The sequence below is a fragment of the Bradyrhizobium sp. CCBAU 53351 genome, from assembly GCF_015291745.1.
GTDB lineage: Bacteria > Pseudomonadota > Alphaproteobacteria > Rhizobiales > Xanthobacteraceae > Bradyrhizobium.
In genome coordinates this window covers 7103065-7128229 of sequence record NZ_CP030059.1, presented here as the reverse complement: position 1 = coordinate 7128229, position 25165 = coordinate 7103065, and the positions used below count along the sequence as shown (strand labels likewise).

The 25165-nt window shown below is 65.1% G+C and carries 25 protein-coding genes; 12 read left to right on the top strand and 13 right to left on the bottom strand.

Annotation, left to right across the window (positions count from 1 at the left end):
- Positions 1-48 precede the first annotated feature (48 nt).
- On the bottom strand, positions 49-537 hold the full coding sequence (locus tag XH83_RS34005) for a MarR family winged helix-turn-helix transcriptional regulator (RefSeq protein WP_194404919.1): 489 nt from the start codon (positions 535-537) through the stop codon (positions 49-51).
- 149 nt (positions 538-686) lie between these two features.
- Here XH83_RS34005 and XH83_RS34000 point away from each other — a divergent pair, with 149 nt between their 5' ends.
- The gene (locus XH83_RS34000) at positions 687-2546 is read left to right on the top strand and encodes a feruloyl-CoA synthase (protein WP_194404918.1); all 1860 of its coding nucleotides are present in this window, start codon (positions 687-689) and stop codon (positions 2544-2546) included.
- A 399-nt stretch (positions 2547-2945) separates the two neighbouring features.
- On the opposite strand, the gene XH83_RS33995 is transcribed toward XH83_RS34000, so the two are convergent.
- On the bottom strand, positions 2946-3452 hold the full coding sequence (locus XH83_RS33995; RefSeq protein WP_194404917.1) for a MarR family winged helix-turn-helix transcriptional regulator: 507 nt from the start codon (positions 3450-3452) through the stop codon (positions 2946-2948).
- A gap of 83 nt (positions 3453-3535) precedes the next feature.
- Here XH83_RS33995 and XH83_RS33990 point away from each other — a divergent pair, with 83 nt between their 5' ends.
- Genes XH83_RS33990 through XH83_RS33980 form a run of 3 tightly spaced genes read left to right on the top strand, consistent with a single transcriptional unit; the run spans position 3536 to position 6344 of the window.
- Positions 3536-4744 carry a cytochrome P450 gene (locus XH83_RS33990; protein ID WP_194404916.1) on the top strand — a complete coding sequence of 403 codons (1209 nt, stop codon included), beginning with the start codon at positions 3536-3538 and terminating at the stop codon, positions 4742-4744.
- 12 nt (positions 4745-4756) lie between these two features.
- Positions 4757-5080 carry a 2Fe-2S iron-sulfur cluster-binding protein gene (locus XH83_RS33985; RefSeq protein WP_194404915.1) on the top strand — a complete coding sequence of 108 codons (324 nt, stop codon included), beginning with the start codon at positions 4757-4759 and terminating at the stop codon, positions 5078-5080.
- Between the two features lie 52 nt (positions 5081-5132).
- A complete protein-coding gene (locus XH83_RS33980; protein ID WP_194404914.1) occupies positions 5133-6344 on the top strand; it encodes an ABC transporter substrate-binding protein in 1212 nt (403 codons plus the stop codon).
- A gap of 167 nt (positions 6345-6511) precedes the next feature.
- Here the strand turns inward: XH83_RS33980 and XH83_RS33975 are convergent, their stop codons facing one another.
- Positions 6512-7774 (bottom strand): NAD(P)/FAD-dependent oxidoreductase, encoded by a 1263-nt coding sequence (locus XH83_RS33975; protein ID WP_194404913.1) that lies wholly within the window; start codon positions 7772-7774, stop codon positions 6512-6514.
- Positions 7775-8095: 321 nt separating this feature from the next.
- Between XH83_RS33975 and XH83_RS33970 the strand changes: the two genes are divergently transcribed.
- Positions 8096-9268, top strand: a complete 1173-nt coding sequence (locus XH83_RS33970) for an ABC transporter substrate-binding protein (RefSeq protein WP_194404912.1) — start codon at positions 8096-8098, stop codon at positions 9266-9268.
- 226 nt (positions 9269-9494) lie between these two features.
- Here XH83_RS33970 and XH83_RS33965 read toward each other — a convergent pair whose 3' ends face one another.
- The 10 genes from XH83_RS33965 to XH83_RS33920 all read right to left on the bottom strand — a co-directional run bounded on the left by XH83_RS33965 (position 9495) and on the right by XH83_RS33920 (position 19602).
- Complete coding sequence (locus tag XH83_RS33965; RefSeq protein ID WP_194404911.1) at positions 9495-11366, bottom strand: bifunctional sugar phosphate isomerase/epimerase/4-hydroxyphenylpyruvate dioxygenase family protein; 1872 nt, start codon at positions 11364-11366, stop codon at positions 9495-9497.
- Complete coding sequence (locus XH83_RS33960) at positions 11363-12421, bottom strand: Gfo/Idh/MocA family protein (RefSeq protein WP_194404910.1); 1059 nt, start codon at positions 12419-12421, stop codon at positions 11363-11365. Before XH83_RS33960 ends, XH83_RS33965 begins: the two co-directional genes overlap by 4 nt.
- Positions 12418-13155, bottom strand: a complete 738-nt coding sequence (locus XH83_RS33955; RefSeq protein WP_194404909.1) for an ABC transporter ATP-binding protein — start codon at positions 13153-13155, stop codon at positions 12418-12420. The genes XH83_RS33960 and XH83_RS33955 overlap by 4 nt, the downstream gene beginning before the upstream one ends.
- Positions 13156-13157: 2 nt before the next feature.
- On the bottom strand, positions 13158-13901 hold the full coding sequence (locus XH83_RS33950) for an ABC transporter ATP-binding protein (protein ID WP_194404908.1): 744 nt from the start codon (positions 13899-13901) through the stop codon (positions 13158-13160).
- Positions 13898-14896, bottom strand: a complete 999-nt coding sequence (locus XH83_RS33945; protein WP_194404907.1) for a branched-chain amino acid ABC transporter permease — start codon at positions 14894-14896, stop codon at positions 13898-13900. Before XH83_RS33945 ends, XH83_RS33950 begins: the two co-directional genes overlap by 4 nt.
- Entirely contained in the window at positions 14893-15768 is an 876-nt protein-coding gene (locus tag XH83_RS33940; protein WP_194404906.1) for a branched-chain amino acid ABC transporter permease, read from the bottom strand. The genes XH83_RS33945 and XH83_RS33940 overlap by 4 nt, the downstream gene beginning before the upstream one ends.
- Positions 15769-15884: 116 nt before the next feature.
- Entirely contained in the window at positions 15885-17015 is a 1131-nt protein-coding gene (locus XH83_RS33935) for an ABC transporter substrate-binding protein (RefSeq protein ID WP_194404905.1), read from the bottom strand.
- A 55-nt stretch (positions 17016-17070) separates the two neighbouring features.
- On the bottom strand, positions 17071-17949 hold the full coding sequence (locus XH83_RS33930) for a shikimate dehydrogenase (RefSeq protein ID WP_194404904.1): 879 nt from the start codon (positions 17947-17949) through the stop codon (positions 17071-17073).
- Between the two features lie 153 nt (positions 17950-18102).
- Positions 18103-19080, bottom strand: a complete 978-nt coding sequence (locus XH83_RS33925) for a LysR family transcriptional regulator (protein WP_246776376.1) — start codon at positions 19078-19080, stop codon at positions 18103-18105.
- 345 nt (positions 19081-19425) lie between these two features.
- Positions 19426-19602: a hypothetical protein gene (locus XH83_RS33920; protein WP_194404903.1), complete on the bottom strand. Its 177-nt coding sequence runs from the start codon at positions 19600-19602 to the stop codon at positions 19426-19428.
- Between the two features lie 169 nt (positions 19603-19771).
- On the opposite strand from XH83_RS33920, the gene XH83_RS33915 reads away from it, so the two are divergent.
- The 7 genes from XH83_RS33915 to XH83_RS33885 all read left to right on the top strand — a co-directional run bounded on the left by XH83_RS33915 (position 19772) and on the right by XH83_RS33885 (position 25145).
- A complete protein-coding gene (locus XH83_RS33915; protein ID WP_194404902.1) occupies positions 19772-20509 on the top strand; it encodes a LuxR family transcriptional regulator in 738 nt (245 codons plus the stop codon).
- A gap of 82 nt (positions 20510-20591) precedes the next feature.
- Positions 20592-21251, top strand: coding sequence for an acyl-homoserine-lactone synthase (locus XH83_RS33910; protein WP_194404901.1), 660 nt, complete (start codon positions 20592-20594; stop codon positions 21249-21251).
- Position 21252: 1 nt separating this feature from the next.
- A complete protein-coding gene (locus XH83_RS33905) occupies positions 21253-21471 on the top strand; it encodes a hypothetical protein (RefSeq protein WP_128922916.1) in 219 nt (72 codons plus the stop codon).
- 349 nt (positions 21472-21820) lie between these two features.
- Positions 21821-22738 (top strand): branched-chain amino acid ABC transporter permease, encoded by a 918-nt coding sequence (locus XH83_RS33900; protein ID WP_194404900.1) that lies wholly within the window; start codon positions 21821-21823, stop codon positions 22736-22738.
- Positions 22735-23679 carry a branched-chain amino acid ABC transporter permease gene (locus XH83_RS33895; RefSeq protein ID WP_194404899.1) on the top strand — a complete coding sequence of 315 codons (945 nt, stop codon included), beginning with the start codon at positions 22735-22737 and terminating at the stop codon, positions 23677-23679. The genes XH83_RS33900 and XH83_RS33895 overlap by 4 nt, the downstream gene beginning before the upstream one ends.
- Positions 23672-24439 (top strand): ABC transporter ATP-binding protein, encoded by a 768-nt coding sequence (locus XH83_RS33890; RefSeq protein ID WP_194404898.1) that lies wholly within the window; start codon positions 23672-23674, stop codon positions 24437-24439. The genes XH83_RS33895 and XH83_RS33890 overlap by 8 nt, the downstream gene beginning before the upstream one ends.
- Entirely contained in the window at positions 24432-25145 is a 714-nt protein-coding gene (locus XH83_RS33885) for an ABC transporter ATP-binding protein (RefSeq protein WP_194404897.1), read from the top strand. Before XH83_RS33890 ends, XH83_RS33885 begins: the two co-directional genes overlap by 8 nt.
- The last annotated feature ends 20 nt before the right edge of the window (positions 25146-25165 follow it).

The following is a 25165-nucleotide window of genomic DNA, read 5'->3' as shown; positions in this document are numbered from 1 at the left end:
CGCCGACGCCCCGCGACGGGCATCTGCCCAATTCGTAGGCAGCCCAGATCAGGTGAAGCCAGCGAGGATCCGGAGCAACTGCGTCCGGTTGTCCTTACCGATCTTCTCCTCGACATGCCGCTCGTGCTCGGCCGCGAGCCGCTTGAATTCCGCCAGTGCCGTCTCGCCCTGTGCGGTGAGGTGCAGCGCATGGGAGCGGCGGTCCGCCTTCGACTTGACGCGCTTGACGTATTTGCGCTGCTCGAGGCTGTCGAGCAGGTGCACCAGCCGGGCGCGCTCGATGCCGAGGCGCTTTGCCACCGCCATCTGCGACAGGCCCGGATTGGCGCCGATCAGCGTCAGCACCGAATATTGCGTCGGCCGGATGTCGACCTCGCCGAGCGTCTTGATGAAGTCCTGGAAGATCCAGATCTGGAAGCGCCGCACCGCGTAGCCGGCGTGCCCGACCAGCGCGTCGAGGCCAATCTCGTCGGCGGCATCGCGAGGCGCCGCGCCGTTGCGCTTGCGTGGGGCAGTCTGGGTTGCGCTGGCTGTCACATCGTATCTCCCGCCACGCCAACCTTAGCGCTTCGACAACGCGAGCGAAAGATTGTTGTTGACGACAACAATTGTCATGCCCAACATTATGGTCAAAGCAGCCCGAACGAGGCTGCCGCCGATCCGTATCCGGACGGAGGAGGAAACCCATGACAGCCGCCCCACGCGGTGACGTTGCAGGCCTGTTCGCAACGCCGAGGACGCTCGCAGAGCATCGCGCCGATGGCAGCATCGTGTTGCGCTCGCCCGAACCCTTGGGCGACAGCGCCCGCTGCGTCGGCGACTGGCTGGAGCATTTTGCGCAGCACGCGCCGGATGCGATCTTCCTCGCCGAGCGCGGCCAGATCGATGCGCCCTGGACCACGGTCACCTATGCGCAGGCGCTGCGCCAGGTGCGTGCGGCGGCGTCCTGGATCCTGGCGCAGGGCCTCAGCGCCGAGCGCCCGCTCGCGATCCTCTCCGACAACAGCGTCGACCACGCGCTGCTTGCGCTTGCCGCCCAGCATGTCGGCGTGCCCTCGGCTGCGATCTCGCCGGCCTATTCGCTGATGTCGAGGGATTTCGAGAAGCTCAAGAGCATGATCATGCTGCTCGAGCCGGGTGCGATCTACGTCTCCGCTACGAAACCCTTCGCGGCCGCGCTGGCCGCCATCGCGCCGCTGCACAATGCGCAGATCATCAGCGGCAAGGCCGACGATGCCGTCACGCTTGCCTTCAACGTCATCGCGGCAACGCCCGAGACGCCTGACGTCGCAAAGGCGTTCGCCGCGGTGACTCCGGACACGATCGCAAAATTCCTGTTCACGTCAGGCTCAACCGGCACGCCGAAGGCCGTCATCAACACCCAGCGCATGCTGACCTCGAGCCAGCAGGCCAAGGCGCAGACCTGGACCTTTCTCGAACCGGGTCGCGGCGATCTCGTCATTCTCGACTGGCTGCCCTGGAGCCACACCTTCGGTGCCAACCATAATTTCAATCTCGTGCTGCGCAATGGCGGCTCGCTCTATATCGACGGCGGCAAGCCCGCGCCGGGGCTGTTCGCGACCTCGCTCGCCAATCTGAAAAGCGTGATGCCGACGGTCTATTTCAACGTGCCGCGCGGCTTCGACATGCTGATCGCGGCGCTACGCGGCGACGAGGAGCTGCGCCGCCGCTTCTTCAGCGAGGTGAAATTCGCCTTCTATGCCGGCGCCGCGCTGCCGCAGAATCTCTGGGATGCCATCGAGGAGCTCTCCATCGAGACCGTCGGCCGCGCGCTGCCGATGGTCTCGGCCTGGGGCTCGACCGAAACCTCGCCGCTGGCGACCGACTGTCATTTCCTCGCCGAACGCTCCGGCAATATCGGCGTGCCCATCCCCGGCACTGAGCTGAAGCTCGTCACATCAGGCGACAAGCTGGAAGTGCGCGTGCGCGGCCCCAATGTCACGCCGGGCTATTGGAAGGCGCCGGAGCAGACGAAGCAGGCGTTCGATGACGAGGGCTTCTATCTGATCGGCGATGCCGTCAAGCTTGCTGATAGTGCTCGGCCCGAGCGCGGCCTGTTCTTCGACGGCCGCGTCGCCGAGGATTTCAAGCTCAATTCCGGCACCTGGGTCAATGTCGGCACGCTGCGCGTCGCCGGCATCGCGGCGCTTTCGCCGTTGGCGCAGGACATCGTCGTCGCGGGCCATGGCGGCGACGAGGTGCGCTTCCTGGTGTTTCCGAACATCGGGGCCTGCCGCACGCAGGCCGGCCTGGGCGAAACGGCCGAGGTGAACGAGGTGCTCGCCCACGACAAGGTGAGGACCGCGATTGCGCAGGGCCTCGCAAAGTTGAAGCAGCAGGGTCCCAACTCCTCCGGCCACGCCACTCGCGCGCTGCTGCTGGCCGAACCGCCGTCGGTCGACGGCGGCGAGATCACCGACAAGGGCTACATCAACCAGCGCGCCGTGCTGACGCGGCGTGCGGAGGCGGTGGCGCAGTTGAATGATGATGCGCCGGGCGCGTGGATTGGGTTGCAGCGTGAATAGCTATCTCGTCGCTCAACCACTCTCGTGCGCCGGACGCAGCGCAGCACGCCGGCGATGCGAAGCATCGTCCGGTGTGATGCGCTGCAGAGCCGGGGTCCATCTCTCCTAGTATAAGCCGCCGCATGGGTCCCGTTCTGCGCAGCAGCGTTTCACGCTGCAGCGCGGCCGGGACACGAGGCGCCATACTTCCCACTAAGCCAGCGACCCTGCCGCAATATATCTCCGATTCTTTTGTTGCCTAAGCAACTAATTTATGCGAACCGTTCCAGGGAGTGATGACGGCAGGGAAAACTGTCGCGTCCGGTCCTGGAGGAAACGATGCTCGGCCCGCACAGTGCCGCCGGCAAACGACGGCGCATGCCTGGATGTAACGGAAGGTGGTGCCTGGTGCGCGGCCCGTCAGGCCTCTGTGCTGCCGGTGACCGCACCGAGATTTTCGTGCAGCCGGCGCAGCAGATCGATCAGCACCTCGCGCTCGTCCTTGTTGAGGCAGGACAGCAGCCGCCGTTCGCGCTCGAGCGCGGCGACGATCACCTTGTCATGCGTGGCGCGGCCCTTTGTCGTCAGCGCGATCGAATGGGTGCGGCCGTCATTCGGGTCGGTGCGGATCGAGACCAGCCCGCGCTTCTCCAGGCCCGCCAGCGTCCGGCTCACTGGTCCCTTGTCGAAGCCGATGACGTGGCAGATGCGCGAGGCTGGAATGCCGGGCTCGATCGCCAGCAGCGACATGATCCGCCATTCCGTGACATTGACGCCGAACTCCCGCTGATAAAGCGCGGTCGCGCTGTTCGAGAGCTTGTTGGCGATGAAGGTGACGAACGCCGGAACGTAACGGTCGAGATCGAGCGTCGGTCCCGCGTCGGTGGGCGCTGGCTTTTGGCGGGATCGGGTCAAGGACGGCGGCATGGCGGGATTCGGACTCGCGGCGGGTCAAACGACCTAAGGGCATGCGCCGGCCTTTCACAAGATCAAAATGAGGGAGGACTTCAATGAGCGCATCCGGCTCGGCTGTGTCAGGTGTCCCGCATCTCGACGTCGATCCCTTCGACATGAATTTTTTCGCCGACCCTTATCCCACGCATCAATTGCTGCGGGAGGCGGGACCGGTGGTCTATCTCGACAAGTGGAACGTCTACGGCGTGGCGCGCTATGCCGAAGTCCATGCGGTGCTGAACGATCCCGCGACCTTCTGCTCCAGCCGCGGCGTCGGCCTGTCCGACTTCAAGAAGGAGACGCCGTGGCGGCCGCCGAGCCTGATCCTCGAAGCCGATCCGCCCGCACACACCCGCACCCGTGCCGTGCTGTCGAAAGTGCTGTCGCCGACCGCGATGAAGCAGGTGCGCGACCGTTTTGCCGCCGCGGCCGAGGAGCGGGTGGACGCGCTGCTGGACAAGCGCAGCTTCGATGCGATCGCCGATCTCGCCGAGGCCTATCCGCTCTCGATCTTTCCGGATGCGCTGGGTCTGAAGCCGGAGGGGCGCGAGCATCTGATTCCCTATGCCAGCGTCGTGTTCAACGCGTTCGGCCCGCCGAACGAGCTGCGCCAGCAGGCGATCGCGCGCTCGGCGCCGCACCAGGCCTATGTCGCCGAGCAGTGCCAACGCGACAATCTCGCACCCGGCGGCTTCGGGGCCTGCATTCATGCGCAGGCCGACGTGGGTGCCGTCACGGCCACCGAGGCGCCGCTATTGGTGCGCTCGCTGCTGTCGGCCGGCCTCGACACCACCGTCAACGGCATCGGTGCCGCCGTCTATTGCCTCGCGCGCTTCCCCGAGCAGTGGCAGCGCCTGCGCGATGATCCGACGCTGGCGCGCAACGCTTTCGAGGAGGCCGTGCGGTTCGAGAGCCCGGTGCAGACTTTCTTCCGCACCACCACGCGCGATGTCGAGCTCTCGGGCGTTCGAATCGGCGAGGGCGAGAAGGTGCTGATGTTCCTCGCCGCGGCCAACCGCGATCCCAGGCGCTGGGACCAGCCCGACAGCTACGACATCACGCGCCGCACTTCCGGCCATGTCGGCTTCGGCTCGGGCATCCACATGTGCGTCGGCCAGCTCGTCGCCCGCCTCGAAGGCGAGGTGATGCTGACGGCGCTGGCCCGGCGCATCGCGAAGATCGAGATCACCGGCGAGCCGAAACGCCGCTTCAACAACACGCTGCGCGGGCTCGACAGCCTGCCTGTCACCATCACCCCGGCCTGACGAGGAGCCTTGATGCCCGCCATCACTTTCATCCATCCCGACGGCAAGTCCGATCGCGTCGAGACCTCGGGCGGCGAGAGCGCCATGCAGGCCGCGACCCGTCACGGCCTCGACGGCATTCTGGCGGAATGCGGCGGCAACGCCATGTGCGCGACCTGCCACGTCTATGTCGATGAAAGCTGGCTCGCGCGCCTGCCTGCCATGGCCGACGACGAGGACGCATTGCTCGACGGCACCGCGAGCGAGCGGCGGCCGAACAGCCGGCTGTCCTGCCAGATCAAGATGACGCCGGAGCTCGACGGGATCGTCGTGAAGCTGCCGGAGCGGCAGATCTGAATTTCCGCGCCGGCAGCACCGGCGCGTCAATGCATCAGCAGGGGAGGGAACCATGAAGCACTTGAAGTGGACGCTAGCGCTGGCCGCGAGCCTGATCGGTAGCGCGGCGAGCGCCGAGATCTCGGACAATGTCGTGCGTGTCGGTGTGCTCAACGACATCTCCGGCATCTTCCAGGACACCAACGGCATGGGCTCGGTGGAAGCCGCGCGCATGGCGGCGGAGGATTTCAACGGCGGCGGCAAGAACATCAAGGTCGAGATCGTCTACGCCGACCACCAGAACAAGGCCGATGTCGGCAACGCCATCGCGCGCAAATGGCTCGACGTCGAGGGCGTCGATGCCATCGTCGACGTGCCGAATTCAGCCGTAGGCCTGTCCATCAACACGCTGCTGCGCGACAGCCGCATGACATTCCTGGCGTCTTCGACCGCAAGCTCCGATCTCACCGGCAAGGCCTGCTCGCCCAACACCATTCAATGGGTCAACGACACCTGGGCCACCGGCAACACCACGGCAGCTGCGATGATGTCGCGCGGCGGCAAGGACTGGTATTTCCTCACGGTCGATTACGCGCTGGGCAAGGGCATCGAGGCGGAGGCGCAAAAGTATATCGAGGGGCATGGCGGCAAGGTGCTCGGCTCCTCGAAACACCCGCTCGGCACTTCTGACTTCGCTTCCTTCCTGTTGCAGGCGCAGGGCTCGAAGGCGCAGGTGATCGGCCTTGCCAATGCCGGCGGCGACACCATCAACGCTGTGAAGCAGGCCGCCGAGTTCGGCATCCAGCAGAACGGACAAAAGCTCGTCGCCTTCCTGCTCTTCATCAACGACGTCCACGGCATGGGCATCAAGGTCGCGCAGGGCCTGCAATTGATGGAAGCCTTCTACTGGGACATGAACGACGAGACCCGCGCCTTCGCAAAACGCTTCGCCGCGCGCCCCGGCATGAACGGCAAGATGCCGAGCGGCAACCAGGCCGGCGTCTATGCCTCGACGCTCGCCTATCTCAACGCGGTTGCCGCCATCGGCAGCGACAACGCCAGGGACGCCGTCCCCGAGATGAAGAAGTTTCGAGGCAAGGACAGGCTGTTCGGCGACACCATTATCCGCCAGGACGGCCGGGTCGTGCATCCGATGTATTTGTTCGAGGTGAAGAAGCCGGAGGAGTCGAAATATCCGTACGATTATTACAAGCTGGTCTCGACGATTCCGGCGGAGCAGGCGTTTCGCCCGCTGGCGGAGGGCGGGTGTGAGCTGGTGAAGTAGCTGCAGCAGCGAGCGCTGCTGCACCCTCTCCCCCTTGTGGGAGAGGGTGGCTTCGCAAAGCGAAGCCGGGTGAGGGGTTCTCTCCTCACGGAGGATCTCGCGAGTTGAGCGAACCCCTCATCCGGCGCTTCGCGCCACCTTCTCCCACAAGGGGAGAAGGAAGAAGGTTACACCACCTTGCTACTCCCCTGCGTGATCAACCGCGCGGCGCGCTGGTCGCGTGCGTAGATCCAAAGCCAGCTCAGCGCGACGCTGAGACGGTGGCGCAGGCCGATCAGGAAGTAGATGTGGGCGATGCCCCAGATCCACCACGCGATCGCGCCGCGCAGCTTGAAGCGGCCGAAATCGATGACGGCGAGCCGCTTGCCGATCTGGGCGAGGCTGCCGGCGTGCTTGTAGCGGAACGGGCCGGTCGCAGCACCGCGCAGCCGCGCCTTGATGGTCTCGGCGACGTGTCGGCCCTGCTGCTTCGCCGCCGGCGCGATGCCGGGCACCGGCTTGCCCTCCCAGGCGTTGATGCTGACGGTGTCGCCGATCGCAAAGATCTCGGGATGGCCGGGAATGGTGAGGTCCGCTTCGACCTGCACGCGCCCGGCGCGATCGGCTGGTGCGCCCAGCCATTCAGCGGCGGGCGAGGCGCGGACGCCGGCGGCCCAGATCCTGGTCTTGGCTTCGAGCAGCTTGCCGCCGAACACGACGCCCTCGCGGTTGATCTCGGTGACGGCCTGTCCCAGCACGACCTCGACGCCGATCTTCTCCAACGACGCCTGCGCATAGGCCGAGAGGTCGTCGGCGAAGCCCGCGAGCACGCGCGGCCCCGCTTCGATCAGCACGACGCGCGCCTTGGTCGTGTCGATGTTGCGGAAATCGCCGGGCAAGGTGTGGCGCGCCATTTCGGCGATGGTGCCGGCGAGCTCGACGCCGGTGGGGCCGGCGCCGACGATGACGAAGGTCAACCGCGCGGCGCGCTTCTGCGGATCGGTCTCGCGCTCGGCGCGCTCGAACGCCACCAGGATGTGACGGCGCAAGGTGGTGCCGTCCTCGAGCGTCTTCAGGCCCGGCGCCCATTGCTCCCATTCGTCGTGGCCGAAATAGGCGTGACGCGCGCCGGTCGCCAGCACCAGCGTGTCGTAGGGCACCTCGCTGCCGTCGTCGATCAGCACGCAGCGCCTTGCCGCATCGACGCCGCTGACCGTCGCGAACAGCGTCGTCACGTCGGGCCGGTCGCGCATGAGATGGCGGATCGGCCAGGCGATCTCGCTGGTCGCCAGCGAGGCGGTCGCGACCTGGTAGAGCAGCGGCTGGAACAGATGATGGTTGCGGCGGTCGATCAGCGTGATCTCGACGCCCGCGCCTGCAAGCCGGTAGGTCGCCTCCAGCCCGCCGAAGCCGGCGCCGACAATGACGACGCGATGGGGATGTGCGGCCATGATACGTCCTCGAATCTCGCTGCTGCCTCTTCCCCATTTAAGTGCGGATCGGGGGCCGCGGTCCAATAGAGGTCATCAATCGCGACATAGGCGGGGTGTATCGTTCCGGCGCGGGAAAACGCCGCGGTTCCGGACCGGCCTTAGGCCGGCCTCGGTCAAAGTGAGTAGAATTATATTTCTTGCCATCCGCGTCGGGGGCGAAATATGGTGCAGGGGCGGGCGCTGAGCCATTGGCGGCGCGACAGATTTTGCGTTCAATAGAGAAGGCCCGGGGCGGCGATCACCCCGCTTGCGGGCTCAATCATAAGGAGGGGAGTGATTATGAGGACGGCATTCTGGCTGGCGGGCGCAGCGGCGCTGGTGCTGGCGAGCCCGGCTTTCGCCGGCGACACCATCAAGATCGGTTTCGTCTCGACCTTCAGCGGCCCGACCGCCGTGATCGGCAACGACATGCGCAACTCCTTCGAGCTCGCGCTGGATCACATGGGCCGCAAGATGGACGGCAAGCCGGTCGAGGTCATCTACGAGGATGACGGCCAGAAGCCCGATGTCGGCAAGCAGAAGACCGAGAAGCTGGTGCAGTCGGACAAGGTCGATTTCATCGTCGGCTATATCTGGTCGAACGTGCTCCTGGCCTCGCTGAAGACGGCCGTGGATTCGCAGACCTTCCTGATCTCGGCCAATGCCGGTCCGTCGCAGCTCGCTGGCGAGCTCTGCTCGCCTTACGTGTTCTCGACCTCATGGCAGAACGACCAGACGCCGCAGGCGATGGGCCTCTACATGAACCAGAAGGGCGTCAAGAGCGTGTTCCTGATCGGCCCGAACTATGCCGCCGGCAAGGACATGCTCGCGGGCCTGAAGAACACCTTCAAGGGCGAAATCAAGGGCGAGGAATACACGGTCTGGCCGAGCCAGCTCGATTTCTCCGCCGAGCTCTCCAAGGCGCGCGCCTCGGGCGCCGAGTCGATCTTCGTGTTCTATCCCGGTGCGGCCGGCGTGCAGTTCCTCAATCAATATGCGCAGGCCGGCCTGAAGAGCACGATGCCGCTCTACACGGCGTTCACCGTCGACGAGCTCTCGCTGCCGCTGCAGAAGGAGAACGCACTCGGCGTGCCCGGCGCGCAGGAATGGGTCAACGACCTGCCCAACGAGCAGAACAAGCGTTTCGTCGCCGACTACCGCAAGAAATATCCCGGCCTGCGCCCGACCTATTACGGCGCACAATCCTATGACGCCGCCCAGCTCATCAACAGCGCGGTGGTCGCTGTGAAGGGCGACACCAGCAAGAAGGACGCGATGAAGGCCGAGATGGAGAAGGCCAACTTCAAGTCGCTGCGCGGCGCGTTCAAATACGGCAACAATCACATCCCGGTGCAGAGCTTCTATCTGCAGGACGTGGTCAAGGACGCCGAAGGCCAGCTGGCGCTGAAGACGGTGGCGACCATCGTGGAGAACGACCAGGACCGTTTCCACGACAAGTGCAAGATGAAGTGAGGTCGTAGCTACAAGTGACGTGGCCTCTTCTCCTCTTGTGGGAGGAGGTGGCATAGGCCACCTGCGGCGGCCGTTCTTAAGAGCGCCGAAGCGAAGCTTCGGCTATGGCGCCGGATGAGGGGGTTCTCTCCACTCTTGCAATTGCGAGTGAGGAGGGAACCCTCGCCCGTCTCGCCGCTAGCGCGGCGAGCCACCCTCTCCCCCAAGGGGCTAGGGAAACAAGAGCCTACACTCTTGGCATGCTCGCGGGTCGCACTTCGCGGGCCTGCGCTGCGAGCCTGATGCCGGCGTTGGCCGCGCCAAATCCCTGATAATTCCTGCGCTCGACGATCTCGAAAAAGAACCGCTCGTCGAAAATGTGGGTGTAGACCTGGAAGAACTCGCCGTCGCCCTCGCGGTCGTAGAGAATGTGGTTGGCGCGCAGCTGTGCCATCAGCTCGGGTGCGAGGTCGTATTTGGCTTCGATGTCGTCGTAGTAATTGGCGGGGATGTCGAGAAAATCCGCTCCCCGCGCCCGCATCTCCGCGACCGTCGCAAAGATGTCCCGGCACGAGAACGCGACGTGCTGCACGCCTGATCCGAAGAATTCGGAGATGAAGCGCGCCGGCAGCGTGCGGTTGGCGGAGGAGCCGTTGAGCACGAAGCGCAGGCTCTGGTCGGCGTTGACGATGGCCTGGCTCTGCACGAGGCCCCTGGGATCGGCGATCTCCATCTGCGGCAGCCGCTTCAGGTCGAGGATGCCCGTGTAGAACAACAGCCACGACAGCATCTCGTCATAGGGCATCGACTGCGCAATGTGATCGACCGCGAGCAGGGCGTCGGCACTCGCCTCGCTCGGCACCGGCTCGAAATCGGTGTCCCAGTTCTTGCCGGCCTGATCCAGGAAATACAGCAGGCTGCCGCCGACGCCGTGGATCGCGGGAATCTCCAGCTCGCCCGGTCCGACGGGCTGGTAGAAGGTGCGCGTCTTCAGCATCTCGGCGCGCTGCATGGCAAGGCCCGCATTGTCGACGTCGAGCGCGATGGCGCAGACGCCGGGGCCGTGCGTGACGTAGTGGGAATGCGCAAAGCCGTCGGTCTCGCTGTTGATGACGAGCTCGACCTTGCCCTGCGACCAGCGTTCCACCGCCTTGCTGCGATGCTGACCGGTCTTGCGGAAGCCGAGTTGCGAGAACAGCCGGGCGAGCTCGCCGGCCTTGGTCTCGTTGACGGCAAACTCCACGAAGCCGGTGCCGCGGCTCCTGGCCTTCGGCGCCAACGGCTCGGCGGCGAATTTCGGCCAATCCGGCGCAAGCTGGTCCTCCAGCAGGATCAGCGAGCGCAGGCCGTCGAGCGCGGTCTGCGCGGCCGAGCCGGCGCGGAACTGGTCGTTGAAGATCTCCAGCGACAGCGGTCCGGCATAACCGGTTGCCGCGACCGCCGCCATGAATTCACCGACCGGCAGATCGCCCTGGCCGGGGAAGGAGCGGAAGTGCCGACTCCAGGACAGAATGTCGAGTTCGAGCTTCGGCGCGTCCGCGAGCTGCACCAGGAAGATCTTGTCGCCGGGAATCGAAGCCATCGCACGGACCGGAAAGCCCGGCGCGAGCGCGTGGAAGCTGTCGAGGATGATCCCGATCGCGGGGTGATCGGCGCGCCGCACGATCTCCCAGGCGTCGCGATAGTCGTTGACGTGGCGGCCCCAGGCCAAGGCCTCGTAGCCGACGCGCAAGGACCGCTTGGCCGCGCGCTCGCCGAGCTCGCGAAAATCGTCGGCGGCGCGGTCGATGCCGCCGAGCGAGGCGGGCGAGACGTTGGAGCAGATCAGCAGGAGATCCGTGCCGAGCTCCTGCATCAGATCGAACTTGCGCTCCGCACGGGCAAAATTGCGCGCGCGCTGCGGTTCGGGCATGCCCTCGAAGTCCCGGAACGGCTGGAACGCGCAGATCTCGAGATTGAGATCCTTGCAGAGCTTTGCGATGTCGCGCGGGCCTGCGCCGAACGACAACAGGTCGTTCTCGAATATCTCGACCGCGTCGAAGCCCGCGGCCGCGATGGCGCGGAGCTTCTCGTCGAGAGCGCCGGAGAGGGAGACGGTGGCGATCGAGCGTTTGTTCATGCTGCCTGCTCCATGATCCGGCTTGGCGAGATCTTTTGCCCGGTGCGCGCCGCTTCGCTGACGGCCTCGACGACGGCGAGCGTGCCCATGGCGTCCTCGACCGAGATCAGCGGCTGCTCGCGGCCGGCGATCACAGCCTGGAAATGCCGGAGCCGCTCGACGAGCGGATCGTAAGCCGAGAGTGCAACGGGCTCGCGAACCAGCGGCGCGTGCCAGCCGGGATCTTGTCGATACGACCACAGCTCCATGGTCGGCACCGACAGGGAACCGTTGGTGCCGGCGAAGACGTAACAGGGCTGGTCCTGTTTGGGATAGACCGCATTCTCGCCCGCGGTCAGCTCCCAGCTCCACGGCGCCGGCGTTGCGTCCGACACTGTCACGGTTCCGAGTGCACCATTGGCAAAGCGCAAGAGCAGGGCGGCGGTGTCCTCGACCGCGAAGCCGCGCGCCTTGTTCGACGTCAGCGCCTGCACCTCGACGATCTCGCCGCAGATGAAGCGGAGATTGTCGATGTCGTGGATGAGGTTGATCAGCAGAGGCCCGCCGCCCGCCTCACGCCGCCAGGTCATTTCGAAATAGTCGTCGGGCTTCTTCAGCAGCCACAGCCCGACCACGGCGGTGAGCTGGCCGAGCCTGCCGCTCGCCACCGTTTCGCGGGCCGACTTGATGATCGGATTGTGCCGCCGGTGGTGGCCGACCAGCATCGGAACGCCGGTACGCCTCACCGCGGCGCAGAGGCGCTGCGCGGAGGCGACCGTCTCGGTCACCGGCTTCTCGATCAGGGCCGGCACGCCGGCTTGCGCGCAGTCGAGCGCCATCGGCAAATGCAGCGTGTTGGGCGAGGCGATGACGAGGCCGTCCGGCTTCTCCTGTGCCAGCAACGCGCGATGGTCGGGATAGCAGGGCAAATTATGCGCCAAGGCAAAATCCTTCGCGGCGGGCGAGGGATCGGCGATGCCGGCCAGCGCGCAATCCGGCGACGCCTCGATCAACTCGATGTGGCGGCGGCCTATCAGGCCGGCGCCCGCGACCGCAATGCGCATTCTCGCGCTCATGCCGCGCTCTCCTCCATGGCGCCGCCAAGGAAGAGCTGGCCGATGCGCGGATCGTTCAGGATACGCTTGGCGTCGTCGACCATGCGGGTCTGGCCGAGCTCGAGCACGATGCCGATGTCGGAGATCTCCAGCGCCGAGCGTGCGTTCTGCTCGATCATCAGGATGGTGACGCCGCGGTCGCGCAGGCTTTTGAGGATGTCGAAGGTCTGCTGCACCATCAGCGGCGACAGGCCGATCGAGGGTTCGTCGATCAGGACCAGCTTGGGTTCGAGCAGCAGCGAGCGGGCGATCTCGAGCTGCTTCTGCTCGCCGCCCGACAGCGTCGAGGCCTGCTGTGTCGACTTCCGCCGCAGCGCCGGGAAAAGATCGAGCGCCGCCTCGATCCGCTTCGGCAGGTCGAGGCCCTTGCCGGCGGCGACGCCGCCCAGCTCGATGTTGTGGCGCACCGACAGCTCGGGGAAGATGTTGCGGCCCTGCGGCACGTAGCAGATGCCGGCATTGAGCAGGGCGCGTTGGTTCAGATTGGTGACGTCGCGGCCGGCGAAGCTGATCTTGCCCTCGCGCAGCTTGAGCAGGCCGAAGATCGCCTTGAACACGGTGGATTTTCCGGCGCCGTTCGGCCCGATGATGGTGGTGATGGTCGCCCGCGGCACGCCGAATGTGGTGCCGTTCAGGATGGTCATCTTGCCGTAGCCGCCGACGAGATTGTGAACCGAGAGGATCGGGTCGCTCATGGTCAATGTCCCAAATAGGCTTCGATCACGGCGGGGTTCTTGCGCACCTCGTCGGGGCGTCCCATCGCCAGCACCTTGCCTTCCGCCATCACCATCACGCGCGAGCACAGCGACATCACGAACTCCATGTTGTGCTCGATCACGACGAAGGTCGCGTTCTTCTCGCGGTTGATCGCAACCAGTCTTTCCTTGAGGTCCGCCAGCATCGACGGGTTGACGCCGCCGGCGGGCTCGTCGAGCAGCACGAGGCGCGGGCCGCCCATGAAGGCCATGGCGGCATCGAGCAATTTCTGCTGGCCGTAGGAGAGTCCGCCCGCCGGCTCGTCGGCGAGATGGTCGAGCTTGAAGAAGCCGATCATCTGGTTGGCGGCGTCGGTCAATCCGGCGTCGGAGCGGCCGACCAGGCGCGAGGCCATGCTGCCCTGGTGCTCCTGTCCCGCGAGGATCAGGTTCTCGCGCACCGAGAGCTTCGGAAACACCTGCAACAGCTGGAAGGTGCGGCTGACGCCGAGCTTGTTGAGCTCGGCGGGACGCAGGCCGGTGACGAGCTTGCCGTCGAGCTTGACCTCACCGCCCGACGGCGTGAGCTGGCCGAGGATGCAGTTGAACAGGGTCGACTTGCCGCAGCCATTCGGCCCGATCAGGCCGAGGATCTCACCTTCCCGCACCTCGAAGGAAACGCCGTCGACGGCGCTGATGCCGCCAAAGTTCTTCTTGATGTCGGTGACTTCGAGGACCGCACTCATTGCGCCGTCTCCAGGCGGGATTTTGCCACGGCGCGCAATGCGGACGCCGCCTTGGTGCGGCGTTCGGCGAGATAGCGATCGAGGATGCCCAGGATGCCGGTGGGTGACCAGATCAGCAGGAGCATCACCGCCACCGCATACAGCATCAGATAATACCCTTCCGTGAAGCGCAGCCATTCCGGCAGCAGCACCGCAATCATCGCGCCGAGGAACGGGCCGAAATAGAAGCCCGCGCCGCCGACGATCACCATCATCAGCAGGTCGAGCGAGAGCGACAGGTTGAAGGGAACGGGGTCGATATATTGCGTCAGCGGCGCATAGAGCGCGCCGGCGATGCCGCCGAGCGCCGAGCCGATCGCGAATGCCATCAGCGTGTAGCGCCGCGTGTCGATGCCGAGCGATTGCGCGCGCAGCGGATTTTCGCGCAGCGCCATGAAGGCGCGGCCCCAGGGCGAGCGGATCAGCCACCACACCGCGAGCGACACGATCGCGAGCGCGCCGAGGCAGACATAGTAGAAGGGCAGCGGCTTGTTGGTCGCGAAGCCGAAGATATGGGGACGCGGGATGTTGGAGATGCCGTAGATGCCGCCGGTGAGCCAGCTCTCGTTGCGGAACACCAGGAAGGCGAGGGTGGAGAAGGCCAGCGTGACGAAGGCGAGATAGTGGTGCTGCACGCGCAGCGCGGGATAGCCGAGCACCCAGCCGACCGCGAAGCTCAAGACGATCGCGACCAGGATCGCGGCGGGCAGAGGCCAGCCATGCGTCGTCATGATCGCCGCGGCATAAGCGCCGATGCCGACGAAGGCGCCCTGCGCCAGCGAGACCTGGCCGGCATAGCCGAGCGTGAGGTTCAGCCCCATCGCGGCGATGCTCATCACCGCCCATTGGCTGAGGATGAACAGGCCGTAGCGGTTGAAGTTCATGGGGATGATGATCAGGCCGGCGATGACGGCAAGGCCGAGCGCGATCTTCAAGGATTTGGCGAAGCCGGTCATACCGTGCGCTCCTCGGCGCGACCGAGCAATCCTTGCGGCCGGAACAGGATGACCGCGATCAGGAAGATCATCGGCACGGCGGCGCGGTACTGCGTCGAGACATAGGCGGCCGCGAGATTGTCGAGCACGCCAATCAGGAGGCCGCCGGCGATCGCGCCGCGCACCTGGTTGAAGCCGCCGACGATGGCCGCGATGAAAGCGGCCTGGCCCAGCACCTCGCCGGAGGAGAATTTTGCGAGGTAGATCGGCGTGATCAGCAGCGAGGCCAGCGCCACCAGGAAGGCATTGATCAGGAACGTCAGCAGGATCATGCGCTCGACGGGCACGCCGATGATGCGCGCCACGGTCGGATTCTGTGCTGCCGCCTGCATCTGGTGACCGAGCGAGGTGCGGTTGAGCAGCGTGGTCAATCCGAGGACGGCGAGGATGGCGACGACGAGCACGCCGATGCTCTGCAGCGACACCGCGTGGCCGAAGATGGAGACGTCACCGGTCGGCACGATCGAGGGGAAGGGCGAGGCCTCCGCGCTGAAGAACTGCTTGACGGCTTCCTTGAGGCCAATGGCGAGCGCCATGGTCGCAATCGCCAGCGGCAGCACGCCGTGGCGCATCATCGGGTCGACCAGCAGCATCTTGAAGGCGAGCCCGAGCAGGATCATCGAGAGCAGGATGCCGAGGATGATCGCGAGCCAGAAAGGCGCGCCGGCGTGCATCGCCGCCAGCATCAGGAATGCCGGCAGCATCACGAACTCGCCTTGCGCGAAATTGATGGTCTGCGAGGTCTGCCACAGCAGCGTGAAGCCGACCGCGACCAGCGCATAGATCGCGCCGGTGGCGAGCCCTGCGACCAGAAGATCGAATAGGTTGGACATGGGTTCTCTTTGAGCCCGAGTGAACTCGACGCGAATTCAGGTCTATCGCCCCCTCTCCCCGCAAGAACGGGGCGAGGGAGAAGAAAGATCTCCCCGCTCGCGGGGAGAGGCAAAGATCACTTAACCTTCGGCAGCACCTGCTTCACGACCTGCTTGCCTTCGACCACCTCGACCAGAAAGCTCTGGCGATCGATGTCGCCGGTGTCGCTGAAGGTGACGTCCATCAGGATGCCCGGCTCGTCCGCGGCCTTGATGGTGAGACCGTGCAGCGTATCGGCGAACTTCTTCGGGTCGACCTTGCCCATCTTCTCGGTGGTGGCCTTCACCATGTAGACGGCGAGATAACCCTTCAGGCCGTTGTGATCGGGGACGTAATTGTACTTCTTGGAGAACTTCTCGCGGAATTGCTTGACGAGGTCGACCGGCGCATCGGTGGTGAGGCCGACATGGCCGCGGGCGCCGTTGGCGGCATCGCCCGCAAGCTCGATCACCTTCTGGCCGATCAGCGTGGTCTCGCCCATCAGCGGCGCGGTGACGCCCTGGCGCTTCAGCTCCTTCAGAATGCGCGCGCTCTCTTCTTCGTTGAGATAGACGAACACGGCATCGGGATTGGCAGCCTTGATCTTGCCGACGTCGGCGGCGAAATCGGCCTGCCCGGCTTCAGTGGAGAGGTCGGCGACCACCTTGGAGCCGAGCCGCTCGAGCTCCTTGATGACGACGTCGCGGCCGCCGCGGCCGAAATCGTTGTTGACCCAGACCACCGCGACCGTCTTCGCCTTCATGTCGTCGTGGATGTATTTTGCGACCTTCGGCATCGAGGATTGCTGGCCGAAGGAAGTGCGGAACAGAAACTTGTTGCCTGCCTGCGTCAGCTCGGCGGCCTCGCCGCCCATGATCTGCGCGATGCCGGCTTCGGCCGCCAGCGGCGCCGTCACCTTCACCGAGCCGGAATAGCCGGGCCCGAGCAGCACATAGGGCTCGGCATCGAGCGCCTTCTGCACCTGGGCGCGCGCTACGCCCGGATTGGACTGCGAGTCGGCGTGGGTCACCTCGAGCTTGCGGCCGAGCACGCCGCCCTTGGCGTTGATCTCCTCGATCGCGAGGTCGATGCCGTTCTTCCAATTGGTGCCGACGGTGGCGCCGCCACCCGAGAGCTCGGCGACGTCGGCGAGCTTGATCGCCTGGGCAAAGGCGCTCGTTGCAGTCAGGGCTGTCAGCAGCGTGCCCACCAGTAGCGTTGATTTCATCGTCCTCTCCTCCCGTTTCAAATCTTGCAAGCGGCCTTGTGCCGGCCGCTTTGCCTCAAGCTGCCTGATAGGCGGCGTTGCGCGCAGCCATCACGGCGTCGAAAGCCTCTCCCATGACTTCGGTCGATGGGGCAAGGCCGGTGAACAGTTCGAAGGCGTCGGCGGCCTGGTAGATCGCGAGCTCGCGACCGGTCATGATCCGAGCGCCTTTCTCTCGCGCTGCGGCAAGCAGCGGTGTGATCAGCGGCGAATAGACGGCGTCGGCGACCCACAGGTTTTCGCGCAGCAGCGAAGCCGGGACCGGGGTGTCCCGGTTCGGCAGCATGCCGACCGGCGTGCCGTTGACGAGGCCGGTTGCGCCGGCAAGTGCGTCCTCCACGCTTCGGGCCACCCGCGCACCACCGTGCGGGGCCAGCAGCGTCGCAAGCTTTTCCGCTCGCGCCAGCTCGCTGTCGAAGATGCGGAGGTCAGCCACTTTCAGGTTCGCCAGCGCAAAGGCGATCGCCTTGCCGACGCCGCCGGTGCCGATCACCGCCACTGCGTTTCCGGTGCGCGCCAGCAGCGGTGCGACGGCACGCGCAAAGCCGGTCGTGTCTGTGTTGTGGCCGATCAGCCTGTTATCCCTGACGACGACGGTGTTGACCGCGGCCATGGTCGCCGCAGTTGGCGCCAGCTCGTCGAGCAGCGGGACCACCGCTTCCTTGTAGGGAAAGGTGACATTGACGCCGGCAAAGCCGAGCCGCCGTACGCCTTCCAGCATCATGCGAAGGCCGGCCGCATCGGCGCCGGCGACCTCGATGAGCTGATAGTGCCCGCGCAGGCCGAGCGCCTCGGCGGCACGTTCATGCATGGCGGGCGACGCGGACGACGCGATCGGCGCGCCGATCAGGCCGGTGAGGAGCTTCTTGCTGGCGGCGGATCCGCGCGTCGACATGGTTCGCTATCGTCTCGTTGAGAGCTTTCGGTCCCGGTCATTAGCGGAGAACCCCGCGCAATTCCAAGGGGCGTCAAAGGGGCTTCCGGCCCGACGATAGCCTTTCCCCTGCCTAACACAATTACCCATTTATCCGACAAACCTAACATCATGTTATTTCTTCCGCCCGCGCGCCGGCGCGGCCTTGCCGGGACCGCCCGGCACGGCCTTGCCGTTGCCACCCTTGCCGTTGCCGCGGGACGGCTCGACCGCACGCATCTCGGCGCGCAGCGCCTCGATGAAAGACTCGGCATGGAGCGACAGCGGCGCGCCGCGCTTGACCGCGATGTAGGTGTCGAACCGCGTCGGCTCGGTGATCTTCAGGAGCTCGATCCCGGGATAGCCGCCATGAGCTACGGTGAATTGGTCGATGATGGCGATGCCGAGCCCCGCCTTCACCAGCGCGCAGACCGTGGTGCCAAAGCGCGCGCGGATGGTGATGTTGTAGTCGAGCCGGTGGCGCGCGAAGATCTCGGCCATGATCCGGCCGTAAGGGTCGTTGGGATCGATGCCGATCAAGGGATAGCGGGTGATCTCGGCGGCCGAGACCTGCTTGCGGCCGGCAAGCTCGTGGCCCGGCGGGACAATGCAATACAGCTCGCCCGATGCGAGCGGCATGAAGTCGAGCGCGGAATGCTCGAGCCGGTAGCTCATCGCGACGCACTCGCCGCGGCCGAGCATGAGATAGTCGATGGCCTCCTCGAGCTTGAGGATGTTGATGTCGATGCCGAGGTCGGGATAGCGGCGCCGGACGCGCTCGATCGCGCGGGGCACCATCACCTGCGAGATGCTGGGCACCGAGCCGATCCGCAGTTCGGAGAGGCCGCCACGGCCGATCTTGGAGATGATCTCGGAGAGGTCGTCGACCTTCTTGTAGACGCCGTTGATCTGCTCGAAGATGTTCTCGGCTTCCGGCGTCGGGAAGTAGCGTCCGTTCTGGCGCTGGAAGAAGCGGATGCCGAGCGAGCGCTCGGTGTATTTGACGAGGCGGCTGATCCCCGGCGCGGAGACGTTGAGCAGCTTCGCCGCGCCGCCGATCGTACCCGTCACCATCACGGCACGGATCACTTCAACCTGACGCAGCGTCATCATGCTCTTGGCATCCGAAAGAGGATCGTGGCGGCGATCATCTCACGAGAGCATCGGTGTCATCCAGCGGCAAGTGCGTCGCTGTGGAGAGCGAGCCGCTCTCGCGTTCCCGGCGCGGAGTCAGGACCTAAAAGGCCAGAGAGGAGGTTGCGGATGGGTGGGCACCGGCTCTTGTGGCGCATCGTCGAAGAGACGCTGCGCTTCGTCCGGGGCACGCGGCTCGGCCGGCCTCGTCGCCTTCTCGAATGGGAGGAGAGTAACTTCGCGGCCGGATTGTTTCGACAGCGCGCTCAAATGGAAGGGCGGCGGCGCGCGATCTGTCGCATGGTCGCTTACCGCAACTGCGCTCTAGCTCGCCGGGCCCTCGGGCGAGACGCTGTCGGCCAACTCCGCACACTCGCTTTGCAGCACCTTGCGCGCGAACTCGATGATCTTCTGCTTGTTTGCCGTTTCGCGGACGGCGAAAAACACGCGATTCAATTCCAGGCCGAGCACGCTGTTGAGGGCGATGTCCTCGTCTTCCATCGTGGTTTTCCCGCTTCGGACGCGTTGAGGTGTATCGTGAGGTCAATTCTGCCACAAGTAGTTTAATTCTTCAGGCCGGATGCGCACCGGGAAACTACGGTCGCAGCAGATTTGAGGCCGCGCCCAAATACGTGCTATATGGCGAGGGCCAAGGTCAGGAAACGTACCGATGTCCGCCGTTGATGCCGTTGACTATGGCCGCGAGGCGCTCGACTTCATCGAAGGGCTCGGAGCCTATACCAAGGTTCCGGACGCGATGAATGCGCTTGAGACGGCTTTCGGCCGCTTCGGTTTCGAAACCATCATCGTGACGGGATTGCCAAATCCCGACCAGCGGTTTGCACAGATGGTGCTCGCCAAGCGCTGGCCGGCGGGCTGGTTCAGCCTCTACACCCAGAACAATTACGACCGCTTCGATCCCGTGGTGCGGCTGTGCCGGCGGTCGGTCAATCCGTTCGAATGGTCGGAAGCGCCCTACGATGCCGACCTCGAGCCGAATGCGGCCGAGGTGATGAACCGCGCCACCGACTTTCGGATGTCGCGGGGCTTCATCGTGCCGATCCACGGCCTCACCGGCTATGAAGCCGCGGTGTCGCTTGGCGGCGTTCATCTCGACCTCAATCCGCGCAGCAAGCCGGCACTGCACCTGATGGCGATGTACGGCTTCGACCACATTCGCCGACTGCTCGAGCCGGCGCCTTATCCGTCGACGCGCCTCACCCCGCGCGAGCGCGAAGTGATCTCCTGGGCCTCGCAGGGCAAGTCGGCCTGGGAAATCGGCGAGATCCTGCACATCACGCAACGCACTGCCGAAGAGCATCTTGCAACCGCCGCGCGCAAGCTTGGTGCCGTCAACCGCACGCATGCGGTCGCGCTTGCGATTCGGAGCAAGATCATCGCTCCTTGAGCGCCGTACTGGGAAATTTCCCAATACCGAACCCGGCTGTTTTCGCAGACTCTGCTCCCATTGAGGCTGAATGGGGGTTTTTATGATTCACGCAATTTCTGCGGTAAATCGCCACCTCTATGAAGACGTGATCGAGCAGCATTTCCGGCTGCGTCATGAGGTCTTCGTCGAGGAGCGGCGCTGGGAGACGCTGCGCAGGCCGGATTGCCGCGAGATCGATTCCTACGACGACGAGGATACCGTCTATCTGCTCGCGCTGGAGGGACGGCGGGTCATCGGTGGTCACCGGCTCTATCCCACCACCAAGCCCTCGATGATGAGCGAAGTGTTCCCGCATCTGGCGTCGGTTCGCGGCTGCCCTGCGGATCCGCTGATCTGGGAATGGTCGCGTTATTTCGTCGTGCGCGATCGTCGCGATGGCGCGCTCAATCTGCAACTGATGGCCGCGGTGCAGGAGTTCTGCCTCGCGCAAGGAATCGCGCAGGTCAGCGCGATCATGGAAACCTGGTGGCTGCCGCGCTTCCACGAGGCCGGCTTCGTGGTGACCCCGCTTGGCCTGCCGGCGCTGGTGGAGAACGCATGGACCATGGCGGCCACCATCGATATTCGTCGCGAGACGGTCGACGCCCTGCACGATCGTATCGGCATGGCTTCGGTCGTGCGCCAGGACGGCCCGCATCTGGACGCCGTCGCCCGTGCCAACCTTTGCGGCGCTGCAGCCGCGCAACGAAAGAGTGCCTGAGATGTCGAACATGATGCGGGACAGCCAGATCATGGCGCAGACCAGGGACGAGACTCTCGGCTACATGTCCGACATGGCGCTGGAGCTGGCGCAAATGGCGGAAGACACCGGATTGGCGACACTCGCCTATCTGTTCCGGATGGCGGCGCTGGAGGCCTCGACGGCCAACAGCGTGCTCGCCGAACCGGATGACCTCCCCCAGCAGATGACGTCGCACTAGACGCATCCAGGGATCCGACAGATTGCGGCACCCTCCTCCGGCAACGGGGGAGGGTGATCGCATTCATGCGACAGAGGTCGTCATGCCCGGGACAAGCCGGGCATGACGACGTGCGGCAGGTTGCCCCAGCCCGGCGCGGCAGCCTTCTTGCAAGGTCATTTTGCAAGGTCATTTTGATCGCATGCATCGGCATGCAACAAAGTGCATGTTTGGTGTCGAATCGCTCTTGCCTCGGAACGATACTGCCATTACCCATTTTTCCGCCTTGATGAGGCAGGGGGAGCTCTTTCACTGATGGCGACTGTGTTCGAACATCGGCGCGCGTCCGTATGCGCCTGAAAGAGTCCTGATGCTGCTCGTCGTCGAACAGTTCCTGAACGGATTGCAGTTCGGCCTGCTGCTGTTCCTGCTCGCCGCCGGCCTGACGCTGGTGTTCGGGATCATGGATCTCGTCAACCTCGCGCACGGCTCGCTCTACATGATGGGCGCCTATTTCGCCGCGACCTTCGCGGCGTGGACCGGCAGCTTCCTGCTCGGCGCGCTGCTGGCGCTGGGCGCGACGCTGGTGCTCGGCATCGTGCTCGAGATGAGCGCGCTGCGGCATCTCTACGGCCGCGACCATCTCGACCATGTGCTCGCAACCTTCGGCCTGATCCTGTTCTTCAACGAAGCCGTGCGGCTGATCTGGGGCCCGGCGGGCCTCGCGCTGCCGCTGCCGGCCTGGCTCACGGTGCCGGTGCCGATCCTGCCCGGCATTCACTATCCCGCCTATCGCCTCGCCATCATCGTCGTGGCACTGCTGGTGGCGCTCTTGCTCTATCTCGGCGTGATGCGCACCCGCATCGGCATGCTGATCCGGGCAGGGGCCTCCAACCGCGAGATGATCGGTGCGCTCGGCATCAACATCAAGCTGCTCTACACCCTGGTGTTCGGCCTCGGTGCGGCGCTCGCCGGATTGGCCGGGCTGATGCAGGCGCCGATCCTCACCGTGCAGATCGGCATGGGCGAGAACATCCTGATCCTCGCCTTCGTCATCATCGTGATCGGCGGCATCGGCTCGATCCGCGGCGCGTTCCTCGCCGCGATCTTCGTCGGCATGATCGACACGCTCGGCCGCGCCTTCCTGCCCAATCTGCTCCGGCAGATCTTGAGCGGCGCCGCCGCCTCCACCGCCGCGCCCGCGCTGTCCTCCATGCTGATCTATCTCCTGATGGCGATCGTGCTGGTGGTGCGGCCGGAGGGGCTGTTTCCGGCCAATCGCCGATGAAGAGTTTGACTGTGAGCAAGGCCGTCACGGCCCTGATGCTGGCGGGCCTCCTGCTGCTGCCGCTCTATTCGCAGCTTAGCGGCAACATCTTCATCCTGACGCTGTTCACCCGCATCATCATCCTGGCGCTGGCGGCCGCGAGCCTCAACCTCATCATGGGTTTTGGCGGCATGATGAGCTTCGGCCACGCCGCCTATCTCGGCATCGGCGGCTACGCGGTCGGCATGCTCGCGCAGGAAGGCATAGGGTCCGGCTTCATCCAGTTCCCGGTCGCGCTCGCGGCCTCCGCCATCTATGCGCTGGTGATCGGCGCGCTCTCTTTGCGCACCCGCGGCGTCTATTTCATCATGATCACGCTGGCCTTCGCGCAAATGGCCTATTACGTCGCCTCAGGCCTTGCGCGTTACGGCGGCGATGACGGCCTCACCGTCTACAAGCGCAGCGACTTCTCCGGGTTGATTAACCTCTCGAACCGCACGCAGTTCTACTATCTCTGCCTCGCCTGCCTGCTCGGCGTCGTCTTCCTGATCTGGCGCATCGTCAATTCGCGCTTCGGCCTCGTCGTGCAGGGCCTGCGTTCCAACGAGCAGCGCATGCAGGCGATCGGCTTTCCCGCCAAGCGCTACAAGCTCGTCTGCTTCGTCATCTCAGGGACCATGTGCGGGCTCGCCGGCGCGCTGCTCGCCAACAACACCGATTTCGTCAGCCCGGCCGTGATGTACTGGACCCGCTCCGGTGACCTCATGGTGATGGTGATCCTGGGCGGCATGGGCACGCTGTTCGGCCCGATCATCGGCGCGGTGGTGTTCCTGCTGCTCGAAGAGTTCCTGTCGCAGATCACCGAATATTGGGCGCTGATCATGGGCCCGCTGCTGCTGCTGATCGTGCTGTTCGGCCGCGGCGGCATCATGGGCCTGCTCGGGAGGGCTGGCCGTGGCTGAACCCCTGCTCCGCGTCGAGAAGCTTGTGCGCCGCTTCGGCGGCATCATCGCCACCGACAACGTCTCGCTCGATGTCGCGGCGGGCGAGCTGCACGCCATCATCGGCCCGAACGGTGCCGGCAAGACCACGCTGATCAGCCAGCTCACCGGGCATCTGGAGCCGCATTCCGGCAGCGTCTCGCTGGCGGGGCGCGACATCACCTACTTGCCGGCCTATCGCCGCTGTGCGCTGGGCCTTGCCCGTTCGTTCCAGATCACCTCGCTGCTGCTCGATTTCACCGCTGCCGACAATGTCGCGCTGGCGGCGCAGGCGCATGCCGGCACCTCGTTCCGCTTCTTCGCCGATGCGCGCAAGGAGAAGGGTCTGCGCGATGCCGCCCATGCCGCGCTCGATCGCGTCGGTCTCGCTCATCGCGCCGATGTCCTGGTCTCCAAGCTCAGCCATGGCGAGCGACGCCAGATCGAGCTTGCGGTCGCGCTCGCCAGCAAGCCGAAACTGCTGCTGCTCGACGAGCCCATGGCCGGCCTCGGCGTCACGGAATCCCAGGGCATGGTGAAGCTGCTGCAGGAGCTGCGGAAAGAGGTCTCGATCGTGCTGGTCGAGCACGACATGCCGGCGGTGTTCGCGCTGGCCGACCGCATCTCGGTGCTGGTCTATGGCCGCGTCATCGCCTCCGGCGATCCAGCCGCGATCCGGGCCAATGAAGACGTCAAGCGCGCCTATCTCGGCGACCAGCATGTGGTGACGCATCATGGCTGACACGCTGCTCGACGTCGACGGCATCGAGACCTGCTACGGCCTCTCCCAGGTGCTGTTCGGCCTGTCGCTGTCAATCAAGCCGGGCGAGATGGTCTCGCTGATGGGCCGCAACGGCATGGGCAAGACCACCACGATCCGTTCCATCATGGGCCTGACGCCGGCGCGCGCCGGCGCGATCCGGTTTGCTGGCACTGAAGTACGGCAGCTGCCGTCCTACAGGATTGCAAAACTCGGCGTCGGTCTCGTTCCCGAGGGACGCCAGATCTTCCCGAACCTCACCGTGCGCGAAAATCTCGTGGCGGCCGCCGCCGATCGCTTCGGCAGCTCCAATCCCTGGACGCTGGCGGCGATCTACGTGCTGTTCCCGCGCCTCGCCGAGCGCGCGACCAACATGGGCAACCAGCTCTCCGGCGGCGAGCAGCAGATGCTCGCGATCGGCCGCGCGCTGATGACCAATCCGAAGCTTCTGATTCTGGACGAAGCGACCGAGGGCCTCGCGCCGCTGATCCGCGAGGAGATCTGGCACTGCCTGTCGCTGCTCAAGAGCCGCGGACAGTCGATCCTGGTCGTCGACAAGAACGTCGACCATCTCGCCCGCATCTGCGATCGCCATTACATCATCGAGCGCGGCAAGACGGTGTGGAGCGGCACATCCGACGAGCTGATGGCCGAGCCGGATCTCCAGCACAAATATCTGGGCATCTGAGCGCGCCAGTTTCGAAGCTC

Coding starts and splice junctions, on each gene's coding strand:
- XH83_RS34000 (WP_194404918.1), top strand. CDS start 687: ATGACAGCCGCCCCACGCGGTGACGTTGCAGGCCTGTTCGCAACGCCG.
- XH83_RS33995 (WP_194404917.1), bottom strand. CDS start 3,452: ATGCCGCCGTCCTTGACCCGATCCCGCCAAAAGCCAGCGCCCACCGAC.
- XH83_RS33990 (WP_194404916.1), top strand. CDS start 3,536: ATGAGCGCATCCGGCTCGGCTGTGTCAGGTGTCCCGCATCTCGACGTC.
- XH83_RS33985 (WP_194404915.1), top strand. CDS start 4,757: ATGCCCGCCATCACTTTCATCCATCCCGACGGCAAGTCCGATCGCGTC.
- XH83_RS33980 (WP_194404914.1), top strand. CDS start 5,133: ATGAAGCACTTGAAGTGGACGCTAGCGCTGGCCGCGAGCCTGATCGGT.
- XH83_RS33975 (WP_194404913.1), bottom strand. CDS start 7,774: ATGGCCGCACATCCCCATCGCGTCGTCATTGTCGGCGCCGGCTTCGGC.
- XH83_RS33970 (WP_194404912.1), top strand. CDS start 8,096: ATGAGGACGGCATTCTGGCTGGCGGGCGCAGCGGCGCTGGTGCTGGCG.
- XH83_RS33965 (WP_194404911.1), bottom strand. CDS start 11,366: ATGAACAAACGCTCGATCGCCACCGTCTCCCTCTCCGGCGCTCTCGAC.
- XH83_RS33960 (WP_194404910.1), bottom strand. CDS start 12,421: ATGAGCGCGAGAATGCGCATTGCGGTCGCGGGCGCCGGCCTGATAGGC.
- XH83_RS33955 (WP_194404909.1), bottom strand. CDS start 13,155: ATGAGCGACCCGATCCTCTCGGTTCACAATCTCGTCGGCGGCTACGGC.
- XH83_RS33950 (WP_194404908.1), bottom strand. CDS start 13,901: ATGAGTGCGGTCCTCGAAGTCACCGACATCAAGAAGAACTTTGGCGGC.
- XH83_RS33945 (WP_194404907.1), bottom strand. CDS start 14,896: ATGACCGGCTTCGCCAAATCCTTGAAGATCGCGCTCGGCCTTGCCGTC.
- XH83_RS33940 (WP_194404906.1), bottom strand. CDS start 15,768: ATGTCCAACCTATTCGATCTTCTGGTCGCAGGGCTCGCCACCGGCGCG.
- XH83_RS33935 (WP_194404905.1), bottom strand. CDS start 17,015: ATGAAATCAACGCTACTGGTGGGCACGCTGCTGACAGCCCTGACTGCA.
- XH83_RS33930 (WP_194404904.1), bottom strand. CDS start 17,949: ATGTCGACGCGCGGATCCGCCGCCAGCAAGAAGCTCCTCACCGGCCTG.
- XH83_RS33925 (WP_246776376.1), bottom strand. CDS start 19,080: ATGATGACGCTGCGTCAGGTTGAAGTGATCCGTGCCGTGATGGTGACG.
- XH83_RS33920 (WP_194404903.1), bottom strand. CDS start 19,602: ATGGAAGACGAGGACATCGCCCTCAACAGCGTGCTCGGCCTGGAATTG.
- XH83_RS33915 (WP_194404902.1), top strand. CDS start 19,772: ATGTCCGCCGTTGATGCCGTTGACTATGGCCGCGAGGCGCTCGACTTC.
- XH83_RS33910 (WP_194404901.1), top strand. CDS start 20,592: ATGATTCACGCAATTTCTGCGGTAAATCGCCACCTCTATGAAGACGTG.
- XH83_RS33905 (WP_128922916.1), top strand. CDS start 21,253: ATGTCGAACATGATGCGGGACAGCCAGATCATGGCGCAGACCAGGGAC.
- XH83_RS33900 (WP_194404900.1), top strand. CDS start 21,821: ATGCTGCTCGTCGTCGAACAGTTCCTGAACGGATTGCAGTTCGGCCTG.
- XH83_RS33895 (WP_194404899.1), top strand. CDS start 22,735: ATGAAGAGTTTGACTGTGAGCAAGGCCGTCACGGCCCTGATGCTGGCG.
- XH83_RS33885 (WP_194404897.1), top strand. CDS start 24,432: ATGGCTGACACGCTGCTCGACGTCGACGGCATCGAGACCTGCTACGGC.